Annotated in this window: 23 protein-coding genes; 7 read left to right on the plus strand and 16 right to left on the minus strand. The window is 53.2% G+C overall.

What is annotated here, in order from left to right:
- The gene (locus ACN06F_RS00230; RefSeq protein WP_038480045.1) at positions 1-699 is read right to left on the minus strand and encodes an HAD family hydrolase; all 699 of its coding nucleotides are present in this window, start codon (positions 697-699) and stop codon (positions 1-3) included.
- Positions 700-948: 249 nt separating this feature from the next.
- Between ACN06F_RS00230 and ACN06F_RS00235 the strand changes: the two genes are divergently transcribed.
- Positions 949-1,272: a hypothetical protein gene (locus ACN06F_RS00235; RefSeq protein WP_433924482.1), complete on the plus strand. Its 324-nt coding sequence runs from the start codon at positions 949-951 to the stop codon at positions 1,270-1,272.
- A 5-nt stretch (positions 1,273-1,277) separates the two neighbouring features.
- On the opposite strand, the gene ACN06F_RS00240 is transcribed toward ACN06F_RS00235, so the two are convergent.
- From ACN06F_RS00240 to tkt, 7 genes are all read right to left on the minus strand, one after another.
- The gene (locus ACN06F_RS00240; protein WP_253486364.1) at positions 1,278-1,619 is read right to left on the minus strand and encodes a hypothetical protein; all 342 of its coding nucleotides are present in this window, start codon (positions 1,617-1,619) and stop codon (positions 1,278-1,280) included.
- Between the two features lie 122 nt (positions 1,620-1,741).
- Positions 1,742-2,806 carry a class II fructose-bisphosphate aldolase gene (gene fba, locus ACN06F_RS00245; RefSeq protein WP_038480053.1) on the minus strand — a complete coding sequence of 355 codons (1,065 nt, stop codon included), beginning with the start codon at positions 2,804-2,806 and terminating at the stop codon, positions 1,742-1,744.
- A gap of 64 nt (positions 2,807-2,870) precedes the next feature.
- Positions 2,871-4,040 carry a phosphoglycerate kinase gene (locus ACN06F_RS00250; protein ID WP_433924483.1) on the minus strand — a complete coding sequence of 390 codons (1,170 nt, stop codon included), beginning with the start codon at positions 4,038-4,040 and terminating at the stop codon, positions 2,871-2,873.
- Between the two features lie 47 nt (positions 4,041-4,087).
- Positions 4,088-5,131, minus strand: a complete 1,044-nt coding sequence (locus ACN06F_RS00255; protein WP_433924484.1) for a type I glyceraldehyde-3-phosphate dehydrogenase — start codon at positions 5,129-5,131, stop codon at positions 4,088-4,090.
- A gap of 60 nt (positions 5,132-5,191) precedes the next feature.
- Positions 5,192-5,911: an LrgB family protein gene (locus ACN06F_RS00260; protein ID WP_038480059.1), complete on the minus strand. Its 720-nt coding sequence runs from the start codon at positions 5,909-5,911 to the stop codon at positions 5,192-5,194.
- Positions 5,901-6,254, minus strand: coding sequence for a CidA/LrgA family protein (locus ACN06F_RS00265; RefSeq protein WP_038480062.1), 354 nt, complete (start codon positions 6,252-6,254; stop codon positions 5,901-5,903). Before ACN06F_RS00265 ends, ACN06F_RS00260 begins: the two co-directional genes overlap by 11 nt.
- Before the next feature lie 33 nt (positions 6,255-6,287).
- A complete protein-coding gene (gene tkt / locus ACN06F_RS00270; protein ID WP_095604691.1) occupies positions 6,288-8,279 on the minus strand; it encodes a transketolase in 1,992 nt (663 codons plus the stop codon).
- 247 nt (positions 8,280-8,526) lie between these two features.
- On the opposite strand from tkt, the gene metK reads away from it, so the two are divergent.
- Together metK and ligB are read left to right on the plus strand one after the other, a co-directional pair.
- Positions 8,527-9,747: a methionine adenosyltransferase gene (metK, locus tag ACN06F_RS00275; RefSeq protein ID WP_038480068.1), complete on the plus strand. Its 1,221-nt coding sequence runs from the start codon at positions 8,527-8,529 to the stop codon at positions 9,745-9,747.
- Positions 9,748-9,885: 138 nt separating this feature from the next.
- Positions 9,886-11,571, plus strand: coding sequence for an NAD-dependent DNA ligase LigB (gene ligB / locus ACN06F_RS00280; RefSeq protein ID WP_433924485.1), 1,686 nt, complete (start codon positions 9,886-9,888; stop codon positions 11,569-11,571).
- 5 nt (positions 11,572-11,576) lie between these two features.
- On the opposite strand, the gene ACN06F_RS00285 is transcribed toward ligB, so the two are convergent.
- Positions 11,577-12,515 (minus strand): AEC family transporter, encoded by a 939-nt coding sequence (locus ACN06F_RS00285; RefSeq protein ID WP_120385973.1) that lies wholly within the window; start codon positions 12,513-12,515, stop codon positions 11,577-11,579.
- A 187-nt stretch (positions 12,516-12,702) separates the two neighbouring features.
- On the opposite strand from ACN06F_RS00285, the gene metF reads away from it, so the two are divergent.
- Entirely contained in the window at positions 12,703-13,545 is an 843-nt protein-coding gene (gene metF / locus ACN06F_RS00290) for a methylenetetrahydrofolate reductase [NAD(P)H] (protein ID WP_038480077.1), read from the plus strand.
- Positions 13,546-13,663: 118 nt separating this feature from the next.
- Here the strand turns inward: metF and ACN06F_RS00295 are convergent, their stop codons facing one another.
- The 4 genes from ACN06F_RS00295 to prlC all read right to left on the minus strand — a co-directional run bounded on the left by ACN06F_RS00295 (position 13,664) and on the right by prlC (position 19,672).
- Positions 13,664-15,862, minus strand: coding sequence for a TRAP transporter permease (locus tag ACN06F_RS00295; protein ID WP_433924486.1), 2,199 nt, complete (start codon positions 15,860-15,862; stop codon positions 13,664-13,666).
- A 97-nt stretch (positions 15,863-15,959) separates the two neighbouring features.
- Positions 15,960-16,940: a TAXI family TRAP transporter solute-binding subunit gene (locus tag ACN06F_RS00300; protein ID WP_038480083.1), complete on the minus strand. Its 981-nt coding sequence runs from the start codon at positions 16,938-16,940 to the stop codon at positions 15,960-15,962.
- Positions 16,941-17,309: 369 nt separating this feature from the next.
- Entirely contained in the window at positions 17,310-17,561 is a 252-nt protein-coding gene (locus tag ACN06F_RS00305; RefSeq protein ID WP_038480086.1) for a YheV family putative zinc ribbon protein, read from the minus strand.
- Positions 17,562-17,623: 62 nt separating this feature from the next.
- Positions 17,624-19,672, minus strand: a complete 2,049-nt coding sequence (gene prlC, locus ACN06F_RS00310) for an oligopeptidase A (RefSeq protein WP_433924487.1) — start codon at positions 19,670-19,672, stop codon at positions 17,624-17,626.
- Between the two features lie 222 nt (positions 19,673-19,894).
- On the opposite strand from prlC, the gene ACN06F_RS00315 reads away from it, so the two are divergent.
- The 3 genes from ACN06F_RS00315 (at position 19,895) to ACN06F_RS00325 (ending at position 22,599) form a co-directional block, all read left to right on the plus strand.
- Positions 19,895-21,235 (plus strand): sodium-dependent transporter, encoded by a 1,341-nt coding sequence (locus tag ACN06F_RS00315; protein ID WP_038480092.1) that lies wholly within the window; start codon positions 19,895-19,897, stop codon positions 21,233-21,235.
- Between the two features lie 44 nt (positions 21,236-21,279).
- On the plus strand, positions 21,280-21,816 hold the full coding sequence (locus ACN06F_RS00320; protein ID WP_433924488.1) for a gamma carbonic anhydrase family protein: 537 nt from the start codon (positions 21,280-21,282) through the stop codon (positions 21,814-21,816).
- A 111-nt stretch (positions 21,817-21,927) separates the two neighbouring features.
- Entirely contained in the window at positions 21,928-22,599 is a 672-nt protein-coding gene (locus ACN06F_RS00325; RefSeq protein WP_433924489.1) for a metal-dependent hydrolase, read from the plus strand.
- On the opposite strand, the gene ACN06F_RS00330 is transcribed toward ACN06F_RS00325, so the two are convergent.
- Genes ACN06F_RS00330 through ACN06F_RS00340 form a run of 3 tightly spaced genes read right to left on the minus strand, consistent with a single transcriptional unit; the run spans position 22,575 to position 26,639 of the window.
- Positions 22,575-23,957 (minus strand): sigma-54-dependent transcriptional regulator, encoded by a 1,383-nt coding sequence (locus ACN06F_RS00330; RefSeq protein ID WP_038480102.1) that lies wholly within the window; start codon positions 23,955-23,957, stop codon positions 22,575-22,577. The two genes, ACN06F_RS00325 and ACN06F_RS00330, sit on opposite strands and share 25 nt — an antisense overlap.
- Positions 23,950-25,869, minus strand: a complete 1,920-nt coding sequence (locus tag ACN06F_RS00335; RefSeq protein ID WP_433924490.1) for a sensor histidine kinase — start codon at positions 25,867-25,869, stop codon at positions 23,950-23,952. Before ACN06F_RS00335 ends, ACN06F_RS00330 begins: the two co-directional genes overlap by 8 nt.
- The gene (locus tag ACN06F_RS00340; protein WP_009724995.1) at positions 25,866-26,639 is read right to left on the minus strand and encodes a GntR family transcriptional regulator; all 774 of its coding nucleotides are present in this window, start codon (positions 26,637-26,639) and stop codon (positions 25,866-25,868) included. The genes ACN06F_RS00335 and ACN06F_RS00340 overlap by 4 nt, the downstream gene beginning before the upstream one ends.
- Positions 26,640-26,930 lie beyond the last annotated feature (291 nt).

The raw sequence follows: 26,930 nt of genomic DNA on the forward strand, positions 1-26,930 counted from the left end.
TTATTTCTCTATTGAATGTTGAGGCATTGGCATCTGCCACTTTTCATGAGTAAGGCGCTCAACGACTGCAGGTAGCTGATACATGTTGCTGATCATAATAGCGCCTTCAGGCGTAGTTTCAGCGTCCGGGTAACGATTCAAGTGGATGACGGTCATGCCAGCTTGTAGAGCTGCCCTTATGCCAACGAGTGCATCATCGATGGCGATACAATCACTTGCTGAAAAACCCATGATACTAGCTGCATGAAGGTGAAGACAGGGCTCTGGTTTCCAACAGTTAGCGGTATAACCGCTGAACAAACGCTTACCAAAGTAGGTGGCTAGGCCGGTTGCTTGTAAAGCAGTATGAATTTTGCTTTCTGGGCCATTAGATACAACCGCACTCGGGTAATTATTCAGTACCTCAAGGGATTCATGGACGCCAGGAATTGCCTTTAGCTCGCTTGTTAAACGATTAGCTAAGCTGGTTCGCATGGTGTGCTCCATGCTAGCTAATTGATCTTCATCGACATTCCCGTAACGCTGCTGTAACTCTGCCACAATTCGTCGAAAACGGGCACCTCGAAACTCGCCGAGATAATCGGTGGATTTAAAGGGTAAGCCTACCGAATTTAGACCGATAGCCATTTCTTCAGCCAGAAGTGGCTCGCTATCGACGAGGGTGCCATCACAGTCAAACAGCAAAAGTGGAAGCGGCATTGTCATTCCTTGCAGCGTCTTTTGCGCTGCCCGTATTAGTTTAAGCCGACCATGCTGCTATTGAACGAGATTTTTAGCTCTTTGTGAACACTGTTTGATAATTTTTTATAGTTTTATATCAAGCTGCCCAAGGAAAAGACTAAGTGATAGCCTCATTGCTGGGGGCAGGAAGGGCCTTTTAGAGCAACAGCACTGATGCGTGGCCATGTTTAGACTAAGCTTTGATAACCACAAAAAAGGAGAGCTTCGATGCGATTTACACCTTGGGTGTTTTCAATTGTTTTCTGTACATCCCTACTGATGGCAGAGCAAGCGCAAGCCGAAACGTCAGATTCAGATAATACGCAGCATGACACATTAGACGATGCGGCATTAGAGGAGAAATATGGTATCAAGGCAGGAGCACTTCAGCGAGATGAGTCTACTTCCAACGACGCTGAGGAAACCAGCGGCGATGAAAGTAATCATGCTGATAGTGAAGAAGATACAGAGGGAGGCACGGGAGGTACTGGTAGTGCCGAGGATGCAATCGAAAGCGGTGAGGGTGAACAGAGCAACAACGATAATGAGTAGTGCTTTTAGCGTGTTAGGCGTCGCGAATTAGCGCTACTACGGCGATGGTAGGGTTTCATGGTCTTTTGGCTGGTGACCCACCAAGGAGCGTAGTGACCGTTCATAGCGCTCAATAACGTTTTTTGTATAACAAGGCCAGCCTCAATGCTGGCCTCCATCTTTTCGGTCACCATACGCTGGTTTTCGCGCATCATGGAAGGACTGAAAAATGGCTGTGTTTGCCACATCTGTTGACGCATAGCGATGGTGGACAGTGATGAGCTCCACAGTTCAAACGCCATAAACCCCGCTTTCCACATATCAAACATGGCCAACGGCGTCGTCGATGTTGTAGAAGAGTGCTTCATAGGGGAGCTACCTGCTGAGAGGATAATTAGTTACGACTCCTCTAGTATTAGCCTATATATGCTGCATTGCAATAAAATAAGGCGACCAATCGGCCGCCTTAAGGGAGCATGTGAAGAGAACGTTACTTCACTTTAGGAGCTAGCTCGCCGCGCTCGTAGCGCTGGAACATTACTTCTAAGTTGACGGGTTTAATTTTGCTCGCATTACCAGCAGTGCCGAAAGCTTCATAGCGTGCAATACACAGGTCGCGCATGGCGGTCACGGTTTCTTTAAGGAATTTACGCGGGTCGAACTCGGAAGGATTCTGGGCCATAAAGCGGCGGACTGCACCCGTAGAGGCAAGACGTAAATCGGTGTCGATGTTTACTTTACGAACACCGTGTTTAATGCCTTCGATGATCTCTTCGACCGGTACACCATACGTTTCCGGAATTTGACCGCCATACTGGTTAATCACTTCCAGCCACTCTTGTGGCACGGATGATGAGCCATGCATTACCAAATGCGTGTCGGGAATGCGCGCATGGATCTCTTTAATGCGTTGGATCGACAGGGTGTCGCCAGTGGGTGGCTTGGTAAATTTATAAGCCCCGTGGCTGGTACCAATGGCGATAGCCAGCGCATCTACGTGGGTTGCTTTGACAAACTCAGCGGCTTCTTCAGGGTCGGTGAGCATCTGTTCCATGTCCAGCTTGCCCTCGGCACCAATGCCGTCTTCCTCGCCAGCCATACCCGTCTCTAAGCTGCCTAGGCAGCCTAGCTCGCCTTCAACGGAGACACCGCAAGCATGCGCCATTTCTACTGCACGACGAGTGACATCGACGTTGTAGTCATAGTCCATCGGTGTTTTGCCGTCTTCACCTAAAGAGCCGTCCATCATTACCGAGGAGAAGCCGAGTTGAATAGAACGCTGGCAAACAGCAGGGCTAGTACCGTGGTCCTGATGCATCACGACTGGAATGTGCGGGAATTCTTCAACTGCTGCCAAGATCAGGTGGCGCAGGAAGGGGGCACCGGCATATTTCCGCGCGCCAGCAGAAGCTTGCACGATAACCGGAGAGTCAGTGGCGTCAGCAGCTTCCATGATGGCGCGCATCTGCTCAAGGTTATTAACGTTGAATGCTGGAATGCCGTAGCCATATTCGGCTGCGTGGTCGAGCATTTGGCGCATGCTGATCAAAGCCATGGGATCACCTTAGTTGGGTTGTATGTATGTACAAAGGCAGTGAGCGTGCCATTTGTTTAAAGATTTAACCGCGCTGAGCGGCAGCCTCGAGTGCGGCGACGGCAGGCAACTGCTTGCCTTCAACGTACTCAAGAAATGCGCCACCGCCAGTAGAGATATAGGAAACGCGGTCAGCAATGGCATATTTATCAATCGCTGCTAACGTATCACCGCCCCCAGCAATTGAGAAAGCACTGCTGTCGGCAATCGCCTGAGAAAGCACTTCGGTTCCTTTACCAAACTGATCAATTTCAAATACACCGACAGGGCCATTCCACAAAATAGTGCCTGCATTTTTCAGTAAGCTGGCTAAGTGGCTAGCGGTGTCAGGACCGATATCCAGAATCATTTCGTTATCAGCGACCTGATCAACTGGCTTGACGACAGCTTCTGCGGAATCAGAAAACTCAGTGGCAACAACGACATCCGTCGGTAATGGTATGGCTACTTTCTCCATGAGTGCTTTTGCTTGGCCAATTAAATCTGCCTCAAAGAGCGATTTGCCAACATTATAGCCTGCTGCAGCGATAAACGTGTTGGCGATACCACCGCCAACAATCAGTTGGTCGCACTTGTCTGAAAGGGCGGTTAGCACGTCTAACTTGGTGGATACTTTAGAGCCGCCTACAATGGCTGTCATGGGGCGCGCCGGGTTTGCCAACGCTTTTTCAAGCGCATCAAGCTCTTGGGCAAGCAGCGGTCCTGCGCACGCCTGTGGGGCAAAGCGCGCCACGCCGTGAGTAGAGGCCTGTGCACGATGAGCCGTACCGAAGGCATCCATTACAAAAACGTCGCATAACGCTGCGTATTGTTTGGAAAGCTGTTCGTCGTCTTTTTTCTCACCGTTGTTAAAGCGCACGTTTTCTAGCAGCACAACATCGCCGTTAGCCAATGTTGGCGCTGTCTCGAGATAATCGCTGATTAGCGTTACGGGGCGGCTAAGCAACTCGCCTAAGCGCTCTGCGACGGGAGCCAGTGAAAATTCTTCAGCAGGCTCTCCTTCAGTTGGGCGGCCTAAGTGACTCATTAGCATCACTTTCGCACCTGCTTGAACTGCTGCCTGAATAGTCGGCAGCGCTGCGCGAAGACGAGCGTCACTGGAAACACGGCCATGTTTGATCGGTACGTTAAGGTCTTCACGAATCAGCACGCGCTGCCCTTCCAGGGGCAGATCGGTCATTTTTTGCACGTTCATGTGAGCGGTTTCCTCGTGTTCAAGCAGATGAAAAGACATGATGCAGCCTAGCGAGCGTTGCTTTTGGAAAGCGATGCCAGCCGTTGGGTGATATCCAGCATACGATTGGCAAAGCCCCATTCATTATCAAACCAACACAGCAGCTTAATTAAGCGTGTCCCTGCGACCCGTGTTTGAGTGGCGTCTAGGATGCCAGAGCGTGGATCATGATTAAAATCTATCGATGCCATGGGGGCTTCGGTATAGCCTAATACGCCAGCTAAGCGCTGCTGACTGGCGGATCGTAGTAAGTCGTTAACGTGTTCGGCGCTCGTATTACGACGCACAGTCAATGCGGCATCCATGGCAGAGACATTAATGGTTGGTACGCGTACGTGCAGGCATTCAAAACGACCGGACAGACTTGGCATCAAGCGGCTGATCCCGACGGCTAACCCAGTGTCCACGGGGACAATTGACTGCATAGCCGAGCGTGTCAGGCGCAGATCCGTTTGATGATAAGCATCAATGACGGGCTGGTCGTTCATGGCCGAGTGGATGGTGGTGGTAACGCCGTGTTCAAGCCCTAGTGCTTCGTCCAGTACGGTGAGTAACGGGACAAGGCAGTTTGTGGTGCATGAGGCTGCTGAGAGAACGCGGTGGGAGAGTGTGAGTTCATGTTCGTTAATGCCCCACACAATCGTCGTATCCACATCGCTTTCGGCGGGTTGAGAAAACAGCAGTCTCTTGGCGCCAGCGGCTAAATGCTGCTCCGCTGTCGCACGATCCTTGAAACTACCAGAGCATTCCAGCACTAAATCAATGTCTAGTGCTGCCCAGGGCAGAGCCTGCGGATCACGCTCGCAAAGAACGTGTATGCGCTGGCCATTGATAAGCAGGCATTCACCGTCATTGTCTACTTCGCCAGGGAAACGACCATGGGTCGTATCATAGCGAGTAAGGTAGGTAATCGTCGCAAGATCAGATAGCTCATTGATGGCAACCACTTCAATTTCTGGGTGGTTGCGCTCAACCAACGCTCTTAACACGCATTGGCCAATGCGTCCGTAACCATTAATGGCAATTCGATATGTCGAGTTTGCATTAGCCATGTCGCGAAGCGGCTCTCAAAAAAATTGCTCAATGATAGCGTATTTCAACTGAGTTTGTTTTCAGCTGACCGTGCCGATCAGCCGCCAAGCGAGTGGCAGCAACAGGGCGGTAAAAATACCGGTTAAACTCATGCCTAACGAGGCAAACGCGCCAGCCGTTGGACTCAGTTCAAATGCTCGCACAGTGCCAATGGCATGGCCATTGAGACCCAGTGCGAAACCAATAATGCGTTCATCGTTAATTTTTAGCAGCCGGGCAACGACACTCACGAAGGGAATAGTAACTACTCCTGTCACTAGCAGCGCCCCCATTAGTAACGCTACGTTGCCGCCGAGCTGTTCAGTAATACCGATGGCGATTGGCGCGGTGACTGATTTGGCGGCGAGTGACGCCAAAATAGTGGGGCTAGCCCCCATTAGCCAAGCAATGCCGATTGCGTAGCAGGCCGCTAGTGCGGCGGCGATCGGTAAACAAAGTGTCAGCGGTTGCCAAAGTTCACGAATGCGCGGCAGCTGTTGATAGAGTGGCATGCCTAAGGCAACGGTCGCCGGCCCTAACAAAATGGTGAGCCATGAGGCCCCTTGTTGGTAAATCGAATAAGGCAGCCCTATCGCGACGAGTGCCGCTGCTAATAGCAACGCAGCGATTAAAATAGCGGGTAGCCAAGAAGGGTTACGCAAGCGCTTAAAGAGCAAGTTACCGAGCAAATAGGCTGCAAGCGTAAGTCCTACAGCAAACAGCGGTGTGGCTGTTAGAGTGGACAGCATATCAGTGGGCATCTGATCGCCCAATTAGCCGTTGTAATAACCATAACGTGGTAATCACGCTTAATAACGTCCCTAGCAATAGCGCAATGATTATGGCGAACCACTGACCCGCGAGTTCATCCAGAATAAAGAACACGCCAACGACGCCTGGCATAATCAACATGGCCAGAAGCGCGATTAACGGTTGTGCTGCGGCCGCTAAACTTGAAGGCACGCGCCCTAAGACACCAAGGGTGGCACATAGCAACAGCATGCCCACCACCCCTGAAGAAAAAGGCAAACCGGAGAAGTGGATGACCACTTCCCCAATTAACCAATAGCTAATTAGCCATAGCAGACCATTTAGCGCGGGCATGGCAGAACCCGCGCTAGATCAGCCTGCATGGCGTTAGCCCAGTAGCTCATTGGCCTGTTTAACAATATTTTCAACCGTAAAGCCGAAATGTTTGAACAGTTCGCCCGCAGGTGCAGATTCACCGTAGGTGGTCATACCGATAACACGACCATCCAGGCCAACATACTTGTACCAGTAGTCGGCATGGCCCGCTTCGATCGCAATCCGTTTGGTGACTGCTTTGGGCAGTACACTTTCACGGTATTCCGCGTCCTGGCCATTAAAACGGTAGGTTGACGGCATGGAGACCACGCGCACCGCTTTACCTTGCTGCTCTAGTTCTGCTGCGGCGTCCATGGCAAGCGATACTTCAGAGCCGGTGGCAATCAAAATCAGCTCGGGCGTGCCGTCACTGTCTTTCAAAATGTAACCACCGCGCTGAATGGCCGCTAGTTGCGCCTTGGTGCGCTGCTGATGAGGCAGATTCTGGCGCGAGAGCACCAACGCGGTGGGGCCAGAGTGGCGTTTCACCGCTGCATCCCAGGAAGCCGCTGTTTCAACCGCGTCACAGGGGCGCCATGTGTTCAGGTTAGGCGTTGTGCGCAGGCTGGTCAGCTGTTCAATCGGCTGGTGGGTGGGACCATCTTCGCCCAGACCAATAGAGTCATGGGTAAATACATAAATGGCCTGTTGGCCCATCAGCGCGGCCATCCGCACGGCGTTACGCATGTATTCCATGAAAATCAGGAAGGTCGCGCCATACGGAACGAAACCACCGTGGAGGGCGATACCATTCATCACCGCGCCCATGCCGAACTCACGTACCCCGTAGTGCAGGTAATTGCCGCTAGCGTCTTCCGGAGTGATGGCTTTGGCGCCCTTCCAGAAGGTCAAGTTAGATGGCGCAAGATCAGCGCTACCACCGAGCAGCTCAGGCATTTGCGGGCCGATAACATTCAACGCTTCAAAAGAGGCCTTGCGAGAGGCAATGCTTTCACCTTTCTCTTGAGCCTGCTCAATGAGCGCGGCTGTTGAAAGCTCTGCCGGTAGCTGCGCCTTCATGCGGCGCTCAAACTCTTTGGCTTCGGCTGGGAATGCTTCGGCATAACGGGCGAAGCGGGCATCCCACTCCTGCTGGCGGGTTTTGCCAGCGTTACGGGCATCCCAAGCAGAATAAACGGGCTCGGGGATATGGAACGGTGCGTGTTCCCAGCCGAGTTGCTTACGGGCGAGAGCCACTTCGTCGTCACCTAAGGGTGCGCCGTGTGCCTCTTCTTTACCCTGTTTGTTAGGTGCGCCAAAGCCAATGATTGTTTTGCAGATAATCAGGCTAGGCTTATCGTCGTGGCTCTTGGCTAATTCAATAGCCGCTTTGATCTCTTCCGGCTTATGACCGTCGACGTTCGGCACCACGTGCCAGCCGTACGCTTCAAAGCGCTTAGCGGTATCGTCGGTAAACCAGCCTTCAACCTCACCATCAATAGAGATGCCGTTGTCGTCATACAGGGCAATCAGCTTGCCAAGCTGTTGAGTACCTGCCAGCGATGCGGCTTCATGGGAGATGCCTTCCATTAAGCAGCCGTCACCCAGGAAGCACCAAGTATGGTGATCAACAATGTTGTGGCCAGGGCGATTAAACTGCGCGGCCAGCGTTTTTTCAGCAATCGCAAAACCAACGGCGTTGGCGAACCCTTGGCCCAGCGGGCCGGTGGTGGTCTCGATGCCTGGGGCGTAGCCAAATTCCGGGTGGCCAGCCGTGGGCGAATGCAACTGACGGAAGTTCTGCAGCTGTTCCAGGCTTAATTCATAGCCGCTGAGGTGCAGCAGCGAATAAAGCAGCATTGAGCCGTGGCCATTAGACAACACGAACCGGTCGCGATCAGCCCACTTGGGATCTTCGGGGTTGTGCTTGAGGTAGTCATTCCACAGCACCTCGGCGATATCAGCCATGCCCATAGGCGCGCCAGGGTGGCCAGATTTGGCCTTCTGAACAGCATCCATGGAAAGGGCGCGAATGGCATTGGCCAGCTCAAAACGGGACGGCATGGGGGTGCTCCTCGCCTGAAAACGGAAATAATAAAGGCGCTATTGTCGCTGACTTCCCCGGCGGCGGCAAATTCTGGAGCCACGTTCTGGGAAGAACCCCCAACAGCGTGTAGACTCTGCCTCCCGAAGTGGTAGCGAAAATTGTCGTGCCGCTTCTATATATGGGCAGGGAACTGAACTTCCTGCCATGATTTCCTGCTGATGCTGCGGTCACTCTGCAGCCGTCATACAGAGGGTCGAGAGCGCGATGAGCGAATATTCCCTGTTTACCTCCGAGTCTGTCTCCGAAGGGCATCCTGATAAGATTGCCGACCAGATTTCCGACGCGGTACTAGATGCCATTATCGCCCGAGATAAACAGGCCCGCGTTGCCTGTGAAACCATGGTGAAGACAGGCGTTGCCATTATTGCTGGTGAGATCACCACGTCTGCGTGGGTTGATCTGGAAGCGCTGGTACGTGATGTGATTACCGATATTGGCTACACCTCATCTCGCGTGGGCTTTGATGGCGCAACCTGTGGGGTGATCAACCTGATCGGCAAACAAAGCGTTGATATCGCTCAGGGCGTCGACCGCACGAAACCTGAAGATCAGGGTGCTGGCGATCAGGGGTTGATGTTTGGCTACGCGACTAACGAAACCGACTCGTTTATGCCGGCGCCAATTCACTACTCGCACCGTTTGGTTGAGCGTCAGGCGGAGCTGCGTAAAAACGGCCTGCTGCCGTGGCTACGCCCGGATGCCAAAAGTCAGGTAACGTTCCGTTATAACGCGGAAGGCAAGCCCTGTGGTGTCGATGCTATCGTATTGTCTACTCAGCACGACCCGGAAATCGGCCAAGACGACCTGCGCAAAATGGTTAAGCGCGAAATCGTCGAACAGGTGATTCCCGCTGAGTGGCTGGATGAGCATACCCAGTACCACATTAATCCGACCGGCCAGTTTGTTATTGGTGGCCCGGTGGGCGATTGTGGCTTAACAGGGCGTAAAATTATCGTCGATACGTACGGCGGTATGGCGCGGCATGGTGGTGGAGCCTTCTCTGGCAAAGACCCGTCTAAAGTTGACCGCAGCGCCGCTTATGCTGGCCGTTACGTGGCTAAAAACGTCGTTGCCGCAGGCTTGGCTGATAAGTGCGAAATCCAGGTTTCCTACGCTATCGGCGTTGCCGAGCCGACGTCAGTTTCCATCGATACCTTCGGCACCGGTAAAATCGACGATGTTAAAATTGTCGAGCTAGTGCGTGAGCACTTTGATCTGCGCCCTTACGCGATTACCAAAATGCTCGACCTGCTACACCCGATGTACCGCCTCACGTCTGCTTATGGTCACTTTGGACGTGAGCCGTTTGAGCATAGCTACAGCTGGGTAGACGACAAAGGCCAAGTTCATACAGAAACCTTTACCGCCTTCCCATGGGAAAAAACCGATAAAGCCGACACTCTGCGCCAAGCTGCTGGTTTGTAAACCAGGCAACGCCTGTCGTAAGAGAGAACGCCCCTATGGCCTACGCCAAGGGGCGTTTTTGTTGTGCGTTGAATGGGATGATAAGCCTTACGCTAAGATTACTTTATGGATAAGGGAGGTAAGAGGGAGAGGTGAAGCATGAGAAAGTGGCGTGCAGCAGGCTGGAAGTGGTTACTGGTTGCTTGGTTGATGAGTGTCACCTTATCCGCACAGGCCAACGTGTGCCCTGACTGGCCCCGTGAACGGCTGGCGCAAGAGAGCCAAACACTTGCAGAGCATATTGCTCGATGGGACAGTGCCTATCACGATCAGGGCGAGTCACTGATTGATGATGAGCTTTACGATCAAGCGGTCGCTCGGCTAGCAAACTGGCAAGCCTGCCTGGGGGAAGTGGCTCGGCAACGGCCGCTAACCAGAGTCACCCGTAGCGCTGGCACGCTAGATCATCCCGTGGCGCAAACGGGCTTGAATAAGGCCGATGATGACGGTGTGAGACGCTTTATGAGCCGCCGAGATGATCTTTGGATCCAGCCTAAGGTCGATGGTGTTGCGATAACGCTACGCTACGAAGAGGGCGTGTTGGTCGAAGCGGTTAGCCGCGGTGACGGTGAACGCGGGCAGAACTGGACGGTTCGTGTACAGCAACTCCCCGCCGTGCCAAATAGGCTACCAACGCCGCTATCCGCAGTATTCCAGGGCGAACTCTACTGGATATTGAATGATCATATTCAGTCGCAGAGTTCCGCCTCTGGCGCGCGAGGTGCTGTTGCCGGGGCCATGGCTCAGGCATCACCTTCGCGGCAAACCCGTGAGCGTATCGGGCTGTTTATCTGGGATTGGCCAGAAGGGCCGAGAGAGATGAATGAAAGGCTTGGCCAACTGACCGCGTTAGGCTTTGATACCGCCGATTACACCCACCCTATCAATTCCCAGCATGACGCCGCCAACTGGCGCGATACGTGGTTTAACGGCCCATTGCCGTTCGCCACCGATGGAGTGGTACTGAAACAGTCCGAGCGCCCTGGAGGGCAACGCTGGTCATCATCGCCGCCGGAGTGGGCCGTTGCGTGGAAGTACCCCGCTCAGCAGGCGTTAGCTCAGGTGCGTGGTGTCGAGTTTCGCGTTGGTCGAACAGGGCGCGTGACGCCGCTGTTGTGGCTTTACCCAGTGACGCTAGAAGGACGGCGTATTAGTCGTGTGTCGCTGGGGTCTCTGGAGCGCTGGGAAGCATGGGACGTGCGCCCGGGTGATCATATCGCGATAACATTGGCGGGTCTCACTATTCCCCAGGCAACAGAAGTCGTTTGGCAAACCCAGGAGCGAGCGGCCCTTGGCGTGCCCTCGCCAGAGCGCTATCACCTGTTAAGTTGCTTTACGCTTACCACGGACTGCGACTCGCAGTTGCTGGCGCGGCTTAGCTTCTTAAGCGATCAGTTAAACATGCAGGGCGTGGGAGAGGGCACCTGGAAAGCGCTTATGGAGGCTGGTGTTGTGACCGAACTGCTAGGCTGGCTGGCAGCAACGCCGGCACAGCTTCAGCGGGCACATGGCGTGGGAAGCGTTCGTTCAGCAGCGCTTGTCGCTCAGTTCCAGGCCGCACAGGCGGCCTCCTATGTTCAGTGGTTAGCGGCGTTAGGGATACCACCAGGTGGCAGCGCCCAGCTAGGGGATTGGGATACGTTAGCAGGTTACACACACTCAGATTGGCAAGCCGAACCCGGCGTTGGACCCGTGCGTGCTGACGCGCTGGTGGCATTTTTCAGCCATCCAGACGTGCAGCGGATGGCCGCTCAGCTAAAGCTGGCGGGGGTTGAAGGCTTTTAACCCAATCAGAGGCCTAGCCCGGTAAGTTGCAGCATGAGGTGGAGATAGAGAGGAATTAGTAATGGCGCTAATAGCGTGGTGGTAAGCACCGCTAATGCTCCTTTTTGCGGTTGAATCCCTAGCTCCATCGCGACTACCACCACATTAGAGGCCATGGGTACGACGCCTAACAGTAACAACGCCATACCGAGTTCTGGTGCAAGCGGGCCCAAGGCTTGAAGTAATAAAACGGCGACTAGCATCACCAGCGGCCAAAGTAGGTAACGTAAGCCCACGCAGGTGGCAACAAAGCGGGAGTCCCAAGCATCAAGCGTCACCTGGCTAAGGGTCATGCCAATAATCATCATACCTAGCAGGGTGTAGGTGGCGGGGAAAACGTCAAGCGAGTTCATCAGTGCGCTGGGAAGTGTCACGTTAAGTGCATTCAGCAGCAGCGCAGACAAAAACGCGTAGACCAGCGGCAGTCGAGCAATTTTGATCAGACTTTGGCGCATGGAAAAGTGGCCGCGGGCACTTAAGTAAAAGCCCACCGTAAACTCGTATAGATTAATCCCTAACATGCAGAAGAGATAAAGCGTGACACCTTCTGGCGGCAGTAAAATTAGCGCCACGGGCAGGCCAAAGTAACCGGTATTGCCAGTGCCAGAAGAGAACGCTAACAGCGCCCCTTCCTGTGCTCCAAAGCGGTGCTGGGTAAACCAGCGTACGGCCAGCGCCATGGTACTTACCAAGATGAATAGCGCCAGTGTTAATAGCAGATACTCCGCCGTAGGGCCGCCGTTCATCAGTGCACGGAAAATGGTCAGTGGTGCGATCAGATAAACCAGTAATGTGGCAATGGGGCGCGGGTCGATTTTTAAGCGCTGTGCGGCAATCCATCCCAAGCCTACAAACCCCAATAACATCAACAGTGGCCCCATTAGGGCACTTGGCGCTAAATCCATTTCTGCATCCTAGTCGTTAGATGATGACGCTGTTGGTTAAATAGCTCTATGTAACTCAGTAGTTGTGTAAATAGCTAACATGAGCCGAATTAAAGGCCGACTGTGGAATCTTTCATTAGCTCCAGCGCGGCGGAAAGAGGAGAATAACCTAAATTATCACGATGTTAACGCTTTGCGAGGAAGTCCCATGAGTAGTCAAGAGCACCCGTTAGGTATTAGCTTTGAATTCTTTCCGCCCAATACCGATGCGGGAAGAGAGAAGTTAATGCACGTGCGCGATGAACTGGCCGCTCGACATCCGCGCTTTTTCTCGGTCACTTATGGTGCCGGTGGTTCCACTCAAGCGCGCACACGCGATATTGTGCGCACCGTTAGCCAGAGCGGCATTACGACCGCGCCACACCTTTCCTGCATTGGCAGTGAAAAAGCGCAATTGCGCGACCTGCTAGCGCAGTATCGTGAAGAGGGTGTCGACAGCTTAGTGGCGCTACGTGGCGACATGCCATCGGGCATGGGAAGCATTGGTGAGTTGCGCTACGCCAATGAACTGGTCGAGTTTATCCGAGCGGAAACCGGTGACCATTTTGATATTGCGGTGGCCGCCTATCCTGAATCTCATCCACAGGCACCCAATCTCGATAAGGATGTGGAAAACTTTGCCCGTAAAATGAAGGCTGGCGCCAACATGGCCATCACCCAGTACTTTTTTACCGCGGATGCCTACTTCCATTTTGTTGAAAAAGCTCGGGCATTAGGTGTCGAGCAGCCGATTATTCCTGGCATTATGCCGATTACTAACTACACCAAATTGGCGCGTTTTTCAGATGCCTGTGGCGCAGAAATTCCCCGTTGGATTCGCAAGCAGTTGGAAGCTTATGGTGATGATAGTGACGCTATTGCCGCTTTTGGCACCGATGTTGTTAGCCGTTTGTGTGAGCGCTTACTCGATGGCGGTGCACCTGGCCTACACTTCTACACGCTTAATCAGGCAGCACCCGTACTGAAAATTGTTGATAACCTGAGAGGCTAGTGCGCTCTTAAATAATCTAGCCTAGCGATCAAGAAGAACGCCCGCTCGATAGCTCTCGAGCGGGCGTTTTCGTTGGGCGGTTAATGGCTAGTGGTTAAGTGAATAGCCGATTGTGCCGTTAAGTGGTGCTGGGCGTGGCCTTATTGCCATGCTGCTTACGCTGCATAATGAACAGCGCTGCGCCAATGGCCAGGCCTGCAATATCGCTGTAAATGCCGCCGTAAATCATAAACAGCGCACCGACCAGCATAACCACACGCTGTAAGGTGTTTACCGGCCCAAAGAACCATGCTTGCACCATGCCTGAAAGCAAGATGATCCCCAGTGTGGCGGTCACCCCGACACGAAGTATTTGCATCGCGGAGCCTTCCATTAGCATGGCTGGGCTGTAGAAGAACATAAACGGCACGATAAATGCAGCAAGACCAATTTTAAACGAAGCGACCGATGTGCCCATGGGGTTATCCCCAGAAATACCGGCGGCGGCGTAAGATGCTAACGCCACTGGCGGCGTAATGGCCGACACGACCGCGAAGTAGAACACAAAGAAGTGTGCTACGAGCGGCTCGATACCGATATTGATCAAGCCGGGTGCCACCACCGATGCTGCTACCGCGTAGGCTGCCGTGGTAGGCATGCCCATGCCGAGCAGGATACTGATCAGCATGGCAAAAACTAATGCCAATAGCTGGCTAACCCCGGCAAGGCCTAACAGCAGTGAAGAGAAGCGCGCGCCGACGCCCGTCAGTGATATAACGCCAACAATAAGGCCCGCGCAAGCACACACCGCGATGATCTGAATCGACATTATGCCCGCTAGTTGGAGGGCTCTCAAAATAGCCCGAATACCCATTTTATTGGGTGAGATCCAACTAACAACTGCCGCTGATGCGGTGGCTAGTGTACCGGCACGAATGACGGAGTAGCCCATAAAGAGAGCGACAATAAGAATGATGATTGGCGCGAATAGATAGACTTGTTTAACCAGCTTGGAGAATAGCGGGATTTCATCTTTACGCATGCCACGCATGCCCTTACGCGCCGCTTCAAAATCCACCATAAAGTAGATAGAGGCGAAGTAAAGAATGGCTGGAATGACCGCCGCAATCGCAATTTCTGTATAAGGAATGCCGGTGACTTCCGCCATGATAAAGGCGCCTGCCCCCATGATGGGCGGCATGATCTGACCACCAGTAGACGCCGCTGCTTCAATGGCACCAGCACTGCGCGCCGGATAGCCGACTTTTTTCATCAGCGGGATGGTAAGCGAGCCAGTCGATACCACATTACCCGCTGATGTGCCGTTGATCATGCCCATTAAGCCGGAAGCAAAAATAGATACTTTCGCCGGGCCGCCACGGGCACGGCCAGCGGCTGCGAACGCAAAGTTGACGAAGTAATCGCCTACTTTGGAGGCCTGTAAAAACGCCGCGAAAATAATAAACAAAATGATATAAGTCGATGACACCGCGGTCGTTGGGCCAAGGATGCCCGCATCGGTATAGACCTGACTGAAGAAGCGCTGCACGGACAAGCCTGGGTAGCCTAGGAAGCCTGGTAGATGCTGGCCAGCAAAGACATAGACCAAGAAAACCGCTGAAATAACCACCAGTGCTAAACCAGCCACGCGACGAGTAAGCTCAAGAATCAGCAGTGAGCCCGCAATGGCCGCCCAAGAAATGCCGGGAGGAGCAAACGAGGTGCCTGTCGACATGCGCATATTGGTATTAAAGGCCATTAGCAAGTAAGCAGCGCTGGCGATGGCGCACACCATCAGAACGAGATCGGCGGGATTAAAGCGGTGGCGTGCCTGACGATAGAACCACGAGAGAGCAATAGCTGCAGCTGTGGTGGCTATCAGTGGGTAGCCGTAATGCAGTGTCTCAATACTGGGATCGATGCGCATGGCACCGCCATTGAGTGTTTGCTGCATCAGAACGACCTGTACAAGTGCATAGATCGCAGGCGCTAGGAGCGCATAGCTGGCCCATTTGAGCCATGCAGGGGAGGCTTGCTGATCATCTTCTGCAAAGCGAGCACCGGCAAACAGCCCGTACCCTAAAATTAGCGCACCGGCAATGTGCACAATGCGAAACGACCAGGTTTCCATCGGATACACATTGAGCGAAAACAGGTGGAAGCTTGAATAGCCAATGGCCAGTGCGGCAAACAAAAGGAACTGCCAGCCAACAAACACACGGCGGTTGGACTCGACAACCTCTTCATCGACACCCTCGGCAATTGACTCGGGTATCGATGAAGCAGTTTGGGCGTCATCCTTGAGGCCGTTGGGGTCTTGATCGGTATTGTGACTCATCAGAGGTCACCCTCACAGCAAAAGCAAAAAAGAGGCGGTAGCGAACGCTGCCCCGCCCGGCCAGCGGAAAACAGGGCAGCGTGAAGAGGGGCTTGGCTTAGTTGATCATGTCATCATCGATGTCGTAGCCATTCTCTTCGTACCAGCGTGCGGCGCCCGGATGGAAGGGCAGCACATTGTTGTGGACGATGTTTTCTGGAATGGTGGTTTCAGCGCTGCGGTGCACTGAGCGCATACGGTCATTGTTTTCCATCGTGGCTTTGGTGACTTCATAGATAAAGTCTTCCGGCAGATCACAGCCCGCAATGGCGAAGTTCCACATAGACACAGCGCGTGCGTCTTCTTCCAGTGTGGTGTAAGTGCTTGCTGGGATAGTGAATTCAGCAACCGGGAAGGCGTCCAGGACGGTGGCCATCTCTTCTTCGGTAAACTCAATGATGTTCACATCGGTCTGTACTTCGAGTTGGCTAACGGCCGGAATCGGAATACCCGCTGCAAACGCGATCACATCCAGCAGGCCATCCTGCAGCTGACCACCTAAGTCAGACCAGCCGCCATTACGACGATCAAACTCAACGCCCAGCGTTTCGAGGATAGCGGGGAAGTAAGTGTCTGATGTAGAAGCTGCTGGGCCGAAGCCAATGCGCGCGCCATCAGGAATGTCTGAGATGGATTCAATGCCTGAGCTTGAAAGAGCGGCAATAGAGAAGGGTGTTTCATACATCGGGAACAGCGCGCATACATTGTCCATTGCCAAGCCAGGCGCTAGTGGACTTTCACCGTTAACAGCGTCTGACGCTGGGCCCATCGTCGTCAGACCAAAGGCCATATCGCCGCTATGAACGAGCGCTAGATTTTGAGTCGGGCCGCCGGTGACTTCACCGCCACCTGAAACATCCAGCTCATCAGCAATAAAGTTAGCCCAGCCTGAGCCATAAACGAAGTAGGTGCCGCCCTGACTTGCGGTACCGACAGTGAAGTTATCGGGCCATTCTGAGCGGTCTGCTTGGGCAGTGCCTGCTGCTAGAAGGGCACTACTGGCAAGAAAGGCGACGGTTTTAGGCATCATATTGCGCATGGCGAGATTTCCTAAGCTGTTATTGGGATTATCGTCTGGCGTGCTGGCACAGCCAGTGGCTTGAACGTTAAGCAATTTGTATACAGCGATAGTCATGCCAATAGGCGGGGTGATTATTAAAATCAGCTACTTAAAGTTTTCTTATTCAACTTTGGTTGAAACTAAAAAAGCGTTGAGTGTCTGGGGTTTCGCACACCATAGGTTAGTTGGTGTGTGGTTTTTCGCACACTTTTGTGAGTGAGGAGTGAGGAGTGAGGAGTGAGGAGTGAGGAGTGAGGAGTGAGGAGTGAGGAGTTGGTGGTATGGTATGCCCCCAACGTAGTGGAGGCTTAAATTGAAAGCGGTAGCATAAATGCTGGGAATAGGCGGTTAACGTTTAGGTTTACTGGGGTCGAGAATGCGTACTGGCTGTACATCCTGCGTTTTTTGCTCTTCGCGTACTTGGTTAACGCGGGTAGTCAGCTCTGGTGCTGTCTCATCTTCAATCGGCAACTGCTCGAAAAAATCGCAGTTAACGCATTCCCGGTAGCGAATGTTGTTTTGCTCCCAGGCACGAATCCGGTCCATGGCCGCGCAGCGTGGGCAGGTTACCCCAGCAATAAAGCGTTTCACACTCGACATAACAGGCTCCAAGGGTGCGCTAACAAGACAGGTACCGCACCCGGTGATAGTGAAAATAAACCTCAGGCTGCGCGAATACCGCTATGGCGTAATAATGGCTCTACGCTTGGTTCGCGGCCTCGGAAAGCACGAAATAGCTCGGCGGCATCCCTCGCACCGCCTGGTTCCAAAATTTCCTGGCGGAAGCGTTGGCCAGTGTTAGGGTCAAAAATCCCAGCTTCTTCGAACGCGCTCCAAGCATCGGCAGAGAGCACTTCCGCCCATTTGTAGCTGTAATAGCCCGCCGCATAGCCGCCCGCAAAAATATGGCTAAAGCTATTCTGGAAGCGGTTAAAGTCAACCGTCGGTACGACAGATGTGTGGCTGCGTACGTCGTTCAATAGCGTTTGAACGTCGCTGGCGCTAGGCGCTTCCAACTCATGGTGCAGGCGCAAGTCGAATAATGAAAACTCTATTTGGCGCACCATCCCCATTGCTGACTGAAAGTTCTTGGCAGCCTGTAAACGCGCTAGCAGGTCAGCGGGCAGAGGCTCGCCAGTATCGACGTGCTTGGCAATCAAGTCTAACCCTTCGCGTTCCCAGCAGTAGTTCTCCATGAATTGGCTGGGCAGTTCAACCGCATCCCAAGCAACACCGTTAATGCCAGAGATATCGGCGATGTCCTGTTTGGTCAGCATGTGATGCAAGCCGTGGCCGAACTCATGAAATAGCGTGGTGACTTCATCATGGGTTAGCAGAGCGGGTTTATCGCCCACTGGGGCGGTGAAGTTGCAGGTCAGAAACGCCACTGGCAGTTGTAGGCCATTTTCAGTTTGACGACGTACTCGGCAATCGGCCATCCACGCTCCGCCACGCTTGTTTTCGCGAGCGTACAAATCCAAATAGAAACCGGCGGTCGGCTTACCTTGTTCGGTAATGCGGAAATATTGAACATCGTTGTGATAGCTAGGCGCATCAGGCGCTGCTTCCACGCGAACACCGTAAAGACGTTCTACTACCTGGAACAGCCCATCTACCACCTGTGGCGCAGGGAAGTAAGGACGAAGCTGCTCTTGTGAGATGGAGTGACGTGCCTCGCGCAGCTTTTCGCTGGCATAGGACACATCCCACGGCTCAAGCGTTTCAAGCCCTAGTTCCTCACGGGCATAGTCGCTGAGCTCCGCGACTTCTTCCTTGGCCTGGGGAACGGCGCGGCGAGCTAGGTCATTCAAAAACTCAAGCACCTGTTCGGGAGAGTCGGCCATCTTAGTGGTGAGCGAGTAATCGGCGTAGGTATTAAAGCCAAGCAGGTGGGCGAGCTCTTGGCGGAGCGCCAAAATCTCTTCAAGAACGGGAGCGTTATCGAACTTACCTGTGTCTGGGCCTTGATCGGAAGCACGCGTGACAAACGCGGTGTATACCTCTCGCCGCAACTCTCGGTTGTCGGCATAACTGATAATGGGGAAAAAGCTCGGGAAATCGAGGGTGATGCGGTACCCATCGACGCCTTTTGCCTGGGCGGTTGCTTTTAGCGTATCAAGCGCGCTTTCCGGCACGCCGGTGAGTTCATCAAGATGACCAATATCCTTATGCCAAGCTTGGGTAGCATCGAGCACGTTGTTTGAAAACTGATTGGATAGGCTGGAGAGACGCGCTTGAATCTCGCCGTAGCGAGCCTTTTTGTCAGCAGGTAAATCAACCCCAGCTAAGCGGAAATCACGTAAAGCGTTTTCTACTGTGCGCTGCTGAGCAGGCGTTAGCGTTGCCCATTCATCACCCTGCTTAAGCGCTTGCCAGCCATTAAAGAGACCTTCGTGTTGTCCCATCCAGGTGCTAAACGCCGAGAGTTTTTCCAAACATGCTTGATAAGCTTCCCGCAGCTCGGCTGTGTTCATCGTGCCGTTGAGATGAGAGATGGGCGACCACGCTTGGGTAAGCCGGTCATTAACAGCCTCTAGCGGCGCAGCAAAGTTATCCCAACGTGGTGGCGCTGTAGCGGCCTGTTGAGCGAGTCGGTCGATGACTTCTCGGCTTTCATTCAGCAGCGTTTCTACCGCAGGCACGACGTGTTCGGCGCGAATGTCAGCGAAAGGGGGAAGCTCGTGCGGCTCTAGCAACGGATTGCGGGACATAGGCACCTCGTAGGCATTAATTTTTTAACTCGCAACGTTTTTAATACGTTAGGGGCGCATAAAAACGCAATAATAATGACACAGTGCGGGCGGTGAGGCCGTGTTTCAATGTTTGGACTGAATACGGTGGCTTGAACCAGGGTTTGGCCTGGGCGTAAGCGCCTGCTAGGCTTGCCGCCTTTTAGTGTTGCCAACTAGTGCCACCAATGGCAGGAGCAAGTGATGAGTGAAACGCTGGAGCGCTGGGGGTCAAAGCGGGCCTTTATCTTAGCGGTAACGGGAGCTGCAGTTGGGCTGGGTAATATTTGGCGTTTCCCGTACGTTGCAGGCGAGAACGGTGGTGCGGCATTTTTATTGATCTATGTGGCGTTTGTACTGCTGTTAGGTATCCCCGTAATGATGGCCGAGATTTTAATTGGTCGGGCAGGGCGTCGTGGGCCAATGCAAGCGCTAAGTAAGCTGGCCGTTGAAGCAGGTGCTTCTCGACACTGGCGCTGGTTAGGGTTATTTGGTGCATTCACCGTCTTCTGTATTTTATCGTTTTACTCGGTGGTGTCAGGTTGGTCGATTGAGTTTTTAGTCGCTTCAATTAACGGCAATTTCGATGGTGCAAGCGCAGCAGAAATAGGTGCGGGTTTCGATGCATTTCTGGCAAACCCAGGCCTGTTGATTTTTAACCACTCGTTGTTCCTATTTATGACCATGACGGTGGTGGCAGCGGGCGTTGCCAAAGGCCTAGAGAGGTTGAACAACCTATTAATGCCGCTGCTGTACGGTTTATTGTTGCTACTGGCTGGTTATGCCACAACCACTGACGGATTTGGTACAGCCCTTTCATGGCTGTTTTTACCGTCGTTTGGCGATGTAACGGCCTCAGTGGTGTTGCACGCCATGGGGCATGCGTTTTTTACCCTGGCAGTAGGGGCCTGCGCGCTAATGGCTTACGGGGCTTATATGCCTGATGAGCAGAGCCTACCGAAAGCTGCGTTTGCAGTTGCAATGCTCGACATCAGCGTTGCCTTGTTAGCAGGGATTGCGATCTTTTCGGTGGTATTTGCCCAAGGTATGGACCCCGCTGACGGCCCAGGGTTGATGTTTGTGACGCTGCCTATTGCTTTTTCTGAGCTGCCTTGGGGAGCGTTTTGGTTAAGTGTGTTCTTTCTGTTGCTCTTATTGGCTACCTGGACCTCAGCGATTAACCTCGCTGAACCCATGGTGGCGACGTTGCAAGGGCTTGGATGGCGGCGCAGTGTGTCAACGGCCGTCGTAGCGTTGAGTGTATGGCTGTTGGGGCTGCTTTCGGCGTTTTCGTTTTCTACTCTCGCCGACTTCAGGCCGTTGTTTGGGCGCAATGTGTTTGAGCTAGTCAGTAGTATTCCGCCTGATATTTTCCTGCCTTTGGGCGGGCTGTTAATTGCTATCTTTGCGGCCTGGGTGATGCCCCGTATGCAGGTTGTACAAGCATTGGGTGTTGGGGAGAGTGGCTATGTACTCTGGCGTAATATTGTACGCTGGGTGTCGATTCCGCTGACGTTTATTGTATTGCTAGGCGGGTTGCTATAGTCCTTGAATATTTGAATCCAATAGCGTTTAAGCAGGAGTGTGCAATGAGCAATGCCCTACGACCCTTTCAAGGTGTTTCGCCTCGCCTTGGCGAGCGGGTTTATATCGACCCTGCTAGCGTGGTGATTGGTGATGTGGAGCTGGGCGATGACTGTTCGGTGTGGCCGATGACGGTGATTCGGGGTGATATGCATCGGATTCGCATTGGCGCTCGCACTAGCGTGCAGGATGGCAGCGTGCTGCATATTACCCATGCCAGCGATTTCAATCCTGACGGCTTTCCACTGACGATTGGTGATGATGTCACCATTGGCCATAAAGCGATTTTGCATGGCTGTACGCTGGGTAGTCGCATTTTGGTGGGTATGGGGGCGATTGTGATGGATGGGGCGATTGTCGAGGATGAGGTAATTATTGCTGCTGGCGCGGTAGTCACGCCAGGCAAACGTTTGGAAAGTGGCCATGTATACGCTGGAAACCCGGCGAAAGCATTGCGTCCACTTAAAGATAAAGAGCGCGCTTTCTTTCCTTACACGGCAGGTAACTACGTTAAGTTAAAAGATCAGTTCCTCTCTCAGTAAATTTTCTAATACAGGTGCTAAGCAGTTGGCCTAACACTCTTTTTTCTTAAATAGTCATGTTGCGGCAGCCAAAAGTCTGGTAATTTATCCAGTTTTCCAGGATGCCGCGCTATGGCGAATTTTCGCACGCACATTACGGTAGCAGCAGCAGGCGGCGTGCTAATGGCTTATGTCGGCTGGCAGGCTGAGTGGTGGCCAGCGACTCAGGCGCTATTAATTATTGCCCTGGTAGCCTTTGGCGGTATTTTGCCTGACATTGATGCAGACCGTTCCCGCTCTATCCGTCTGATTTTTAATCTTTTATCGGTTCCTTCGCTGGTGCTTGGTGTGTTGTTGTTGCAGCCCTGGTTAACACCAGGTTTGTTGCTAGTGGCGTGTGGTGGCATTTACGTTAGCGTGCGTTATTTTGCGGCGGTGGTGTTCTCACGGCTAACGGTTCATCGAGGTATTTGGCACTCATTGATGGCGGCTGTGCTGTGCGCGCTGATGACTGCCGCGTTTAGTTTTCACTTGCTGGCACAGCCAGCTTGGCTGGCCTGGTGCCATAGTGCAGCGGTACTGCTAGGATTTATCATTCACTTGAGCCTGGACGAGCTTTTCAGCGTGGACCTAGAAGGTGCGCGGTTAAAACGCTCTTTTGGAACCGCGCTAAAGCTGGGCGATGGTCGTCGCCCACTCTCGAACGTCTTTATGCTGATTGCGCTATTTACCTTGGTGCCTTGGGTGCCGCCGTGGGACGTGTTGATTGAGTTGTTTCGTCAAGGGTCGCTGCTATGGCGATAATCGTCAGCGCTTAAACTGTGTTTTTTGAGTTTGTCGTAGAAGGTTTTGCGGGGTATTCCCAGATGACGGCATACGTCGGTTACGCGCCCATGATGGCGGGACAGGGATTGGCTAATCAGGCTCTTTTCAAATAGCTCTACTTGGCGCGGCAACGTTGGCTCTTCGGTGTCGGCGTTGGCCCCTTCCAGTAGCGCATCCAGGCGGTAGTCAAAGGCTGCTCCCAGTAACACATAACGCTCTGCAAGGTTGCGTAGTTCGCGAACATTACCGGGCCAGTCGTGAGCCAGTAGCGCGGCTATCGAATGGCTGTCCAAGGTGGGCGCTTCTAAGCCGCTGCGGTTGGCAGCGACCACGGCGAAATGCTGGAACAGCAACGGAATGTCCTCACGCCGTTCGCGTAGCGCGGGCAGTGGCAGGGTAACCACGTTGAGTCGATAGTAGAGATCTTCGCGAAAGCTCCCCTCTTCGGCAGCGACTTTGAGATCCACTTTGGTGGCCGCAATCACTCGTATATTGAGTGGCACCGTCTCGTTGGCCCCTAGGCGCTCGACGCTACGCTCTTGCAATACGCGCAACAGCTTCACCTGAAGTGCCAATGGCATTGATTCGATCTCATCCAGGAACACGGTGCCACCATTGGCATGCTCAAACTTACCAATTCGCCGTTCTACAGCGCCGGTAAAGGCGCCTTTCTCATGGCCAAACAGTTCTGACTCTATGGTGTTTTCTGGTACTGCGCCGCAGTTGATCGCCATAAACGGGCTATTGCGCCGGGCGCTACGTTCATGAATGGCGCGGGCGACAAGGTCTTTTCCGGTGCCGGTTTCGCCAAATAGCAGCACATCAGCCTCTACTTGGCTGATGCGCTGAATCATTGCCGCCAGACGAGAAATCACGGGTGTGCGGCCCACAAGGCGTGGCCCAAGAGCTGCCTGCTGAACCTCAAGCTCGGCTTTTAAGCGTAAATTTTCCAGGCTCAGCTGGCGCTTTTCGATTCCTCGCCTCACGACATCAAGTAGCTGATCCCCAGCAAAAGGCTTTTCCAGAAAGTCCCAGGCACCTGCACGCATCGCCTCCACCGCGGTTGAGATGTCACCGTGGCCAGTGATTAAGATAATCGGCAGTGTGGCATCGCGGCTGTGTAATTCATGTAATAGCGCCATACCGTCCATTCCAGGCATGCGAATATCGCTCACGATTACGCCGGGAAAGTTTGCTGGTAGTGCCTCAAGCGCTTGTTCTGCAGACTCAAAACAGTGAGGCGTGTAGCCAGCGAGTTCGAGTGTTTGGCTGGCGGTGATACGCAGGTGTGGTTCGTCGTCGATCACCATGACCGGCAGCGTCGACGGCTCATGCATGGTTGTTACTCTCCTTGACTGAGTATGGCGGCAGTACGTTAGGTGTTGCTGAACAGGGTAGCGTAATGATGAAGCGCGCCCCGCCTGTGGGCTGATTTGCTACCTGCAGCTTGCCGCCCAGATCCTCCATAATACGTGAGGAAATCGAAAGTCCTAGCCCTAATCCGCTACCGGGTGCTTTGGTGGTGAAGAAGGGTTCGAAAATTTGGCCCAAGTGGTTTTCCGCAACACCTGGGCCATTATCGGCAACGCTGATCATCACTTGCTGTTGTGCGATTTCGACACTTAGCGTCAGCATGGGTGATGCTACCTCTTTCATGGCCTGTAATGCGTTACTGATCAGATTCACCAGTACTTGCTCCAGGCGGACTAAATCACCCTCAACCCAAAGCGTTTCCTCGGGCCATTGTTGGACTACCTCGATGCCATCATCTCGTAAGCGGCTGTGAAATAAACGCAGGGCGTACTCAATACAGGCTTGCACAGAGATTGTTTCCTGGCGCTCGCTACTCTTACGAGAGAACTGGCGCAACTGAGCACTAATATCGGCCATGCGCTGGGTAAGCTCGACAATTTGCGCTAGGTTGGCATCCGCTTTATCTACCCGCGCCAGTTCAATAAACCGCCGGCCATTTTCAGCGTAGGCACGAATAGCTGCTAATGGCTGATTTAACTCGTGATTAATACCGGCAGCCAATTGACCCAATACCGCAAGCTTTGCTGCCTGGATCAGCTCATCTTGGGTTTGGCGTAGATTAGCTTCTGCTCGCCGCCGCTCTTCTATTTCACCAGAAAGCCGCTGATTACTGGCGACTAAATCACGTGTTCTTCGTTCTACGCTAACCTCTAGCTCATCGCGTACCCTGGCTAAGGTTTGTCGTTCGCGCTCTGCAAATGCTTCGCGCTCTCGGCGTAAACGCAAGCGTTGCCAACCAATGCCACCGCCCAGGGCCACCACGCCATATAAGCCTCCCGCCATCAGCGCCGCAATCCACTGGGCGTTCACCACGGGGGTGAGCGGTTTTAAAATATGCATTTGCCAGCCAAACTCCGGAATGGGGCGCGTAAGGCTTAAATAGTGCCCACCGCTTAGTGGGCCGCTAGCAAAGCTAACGAGATAGCTATCGGACCCGTAAGGGGCTTCAAGCTCAATGCCGGAAGGCGTTAAAGGCTCCATTGCATAGCGTCGGGTTGCCCGTAGGGTGTCACGTTGGTCGTCGGTAAGAGGATGGAGGGCATTCATGCGCAGCTCAGGGTGGCTGGCCATGAAAATAATATTGTCGCTGTCGGTGACAAACAGCTCTGCGTCCTGTTCCGCCCAGCCCTCTTCAACATCGTCGAGCAGCACTTTGACGACGATAACGCCGTTGGGTTTTGCATCGGGGGAGGTGTCATCAAGCCACACCGGCGCAGAAAAGTAGTAACCACGCTCAAGCGACTGTACGCCTAAACCAAAGAAACGCCCCTGCCCTCCGGTAATGGCGTCGGTGTAATAGCTGCGAAACGCGTAGTTTTGACCAATGAATGTATTGGGGCGGTGCCAGTTGCTGGCGGCGATGGTATCGGCGTTGCGGTTAAGCAAATAGACATCAGAGACCCCAGAGGTAAAGCGAAAACGGTCAAGCAGTAAGTTGAGCGGCATGGGGTCTTGGCTGTCTGGGGAGTCTAAAAAACGTTGTACGCCCTCCCTGGTCGCCAGCATTTGTGGCAAATAATCATAGCGCAGCAGGTAACCGTTTAAGTTGGCGGCAGAAAGCCGCAGCTCGTTTTCGGCATCGTCTTGTAAGTTTGATAGCGCCTGCTCACGGGCCAGTTGAGCGGCTTGCCACATGCATAGCAACAGCCCTAGCGGAATCGCGATCAGCCAGAGTAGCCGCCAGCGATAGTCTGAAAGGCGGGGTAAGCGACTCATGCGGGTGTGCTACTAGTACCTTGGGCACGACGCAGGGCTCGCTGGGCGCGTGTTTCCGCTCTGGCCATCTCGAGAAGACCTTCCTCAACGTATACTAGGTGCTCGTGCGCCCGGCTGCGGGCATCTTCAGCACGGCCTTCTAAAATCGCATCTAGCAGGGCGCGGTGCTGCTTCATTAACTGCGAGCGCGAGTCGGGCTTTGCAAAAAGATGGGCGAGGTTATCAACGATGCTCTGCTCTAATAAATGAAAAATTCCTCGAATAGTGTGAAGTAACAGTACGTTATGAGCGGCTTCTGCAATAGCGAGGTGGAAGGCGGCATCCAGCTTTGCTTCCTGGGCGGGGTTGGCACCCACAAATCCACCGTCAAGTTCTTCAAAGCGCTGGATTAATACCGCTTTGTCCGCTGGTGTTGAGCGTAACGCGGCGTAATAAGCCGAAATGCCTTCCATCGCATCGCGAAATTCAAGCAAATCCAAATGAAATTCGTTGTGTCGGGAAAGCATCTCCAGCAAAGGGTCGGTATAGCCGCTGTTTAGCGTTTCATTCACGAAGGTACCACCCCCTTGGCGGCTGGTAAGCAGGCCTCGTGCGGCAAGCTTTTGGATGGCTTCACGTAAAGAGGGGCGCGACACGCCAAAACGTTCAGCAAGTTCTCTTTCTGGGGGCAGGCGCTGGCCAGGCTTGAGGCTACCTTCAAGAATCATTGCCTCAAGGCGCTCGGTAATCACATCAGCCAGGCGCTGCTGGCGGAGCGGTGGATAAGTCATTAGTACAGATCCTCATAATTGGTAAGACCAATAGTAGGGGCTTTAATGGTTTGTCTCAACAGTAAAAGGCTAGCAAATTGGTGACTATTGGCACCGCTTGTTTGTTTTATAACTAAAGTATATGGCCAAAATACGCCGTGGTGCGTGATGCGCGTTTGACACGACTGCGGCGCCTCATTACTGTTGATGCAAATTTTTTGTAAATTGGTAAAACCAATTTTATCTAGGGCGTTTAACACTGACGCTTCGATGACCGTTTATAGATAGTACTTATCGATAGTGCATCTGTTT

The sequence above is a fragment of the Vreelandella sp. 21 genome, from assembly GCF_050995515.1.
Taxonomy (GTDB): Bacteria; Pseudomonadota; Gammaproteobacteria; order Pseudomonadales; family Halomonadaceae; genus Vreelandella; species Vreelandella alkaliphila.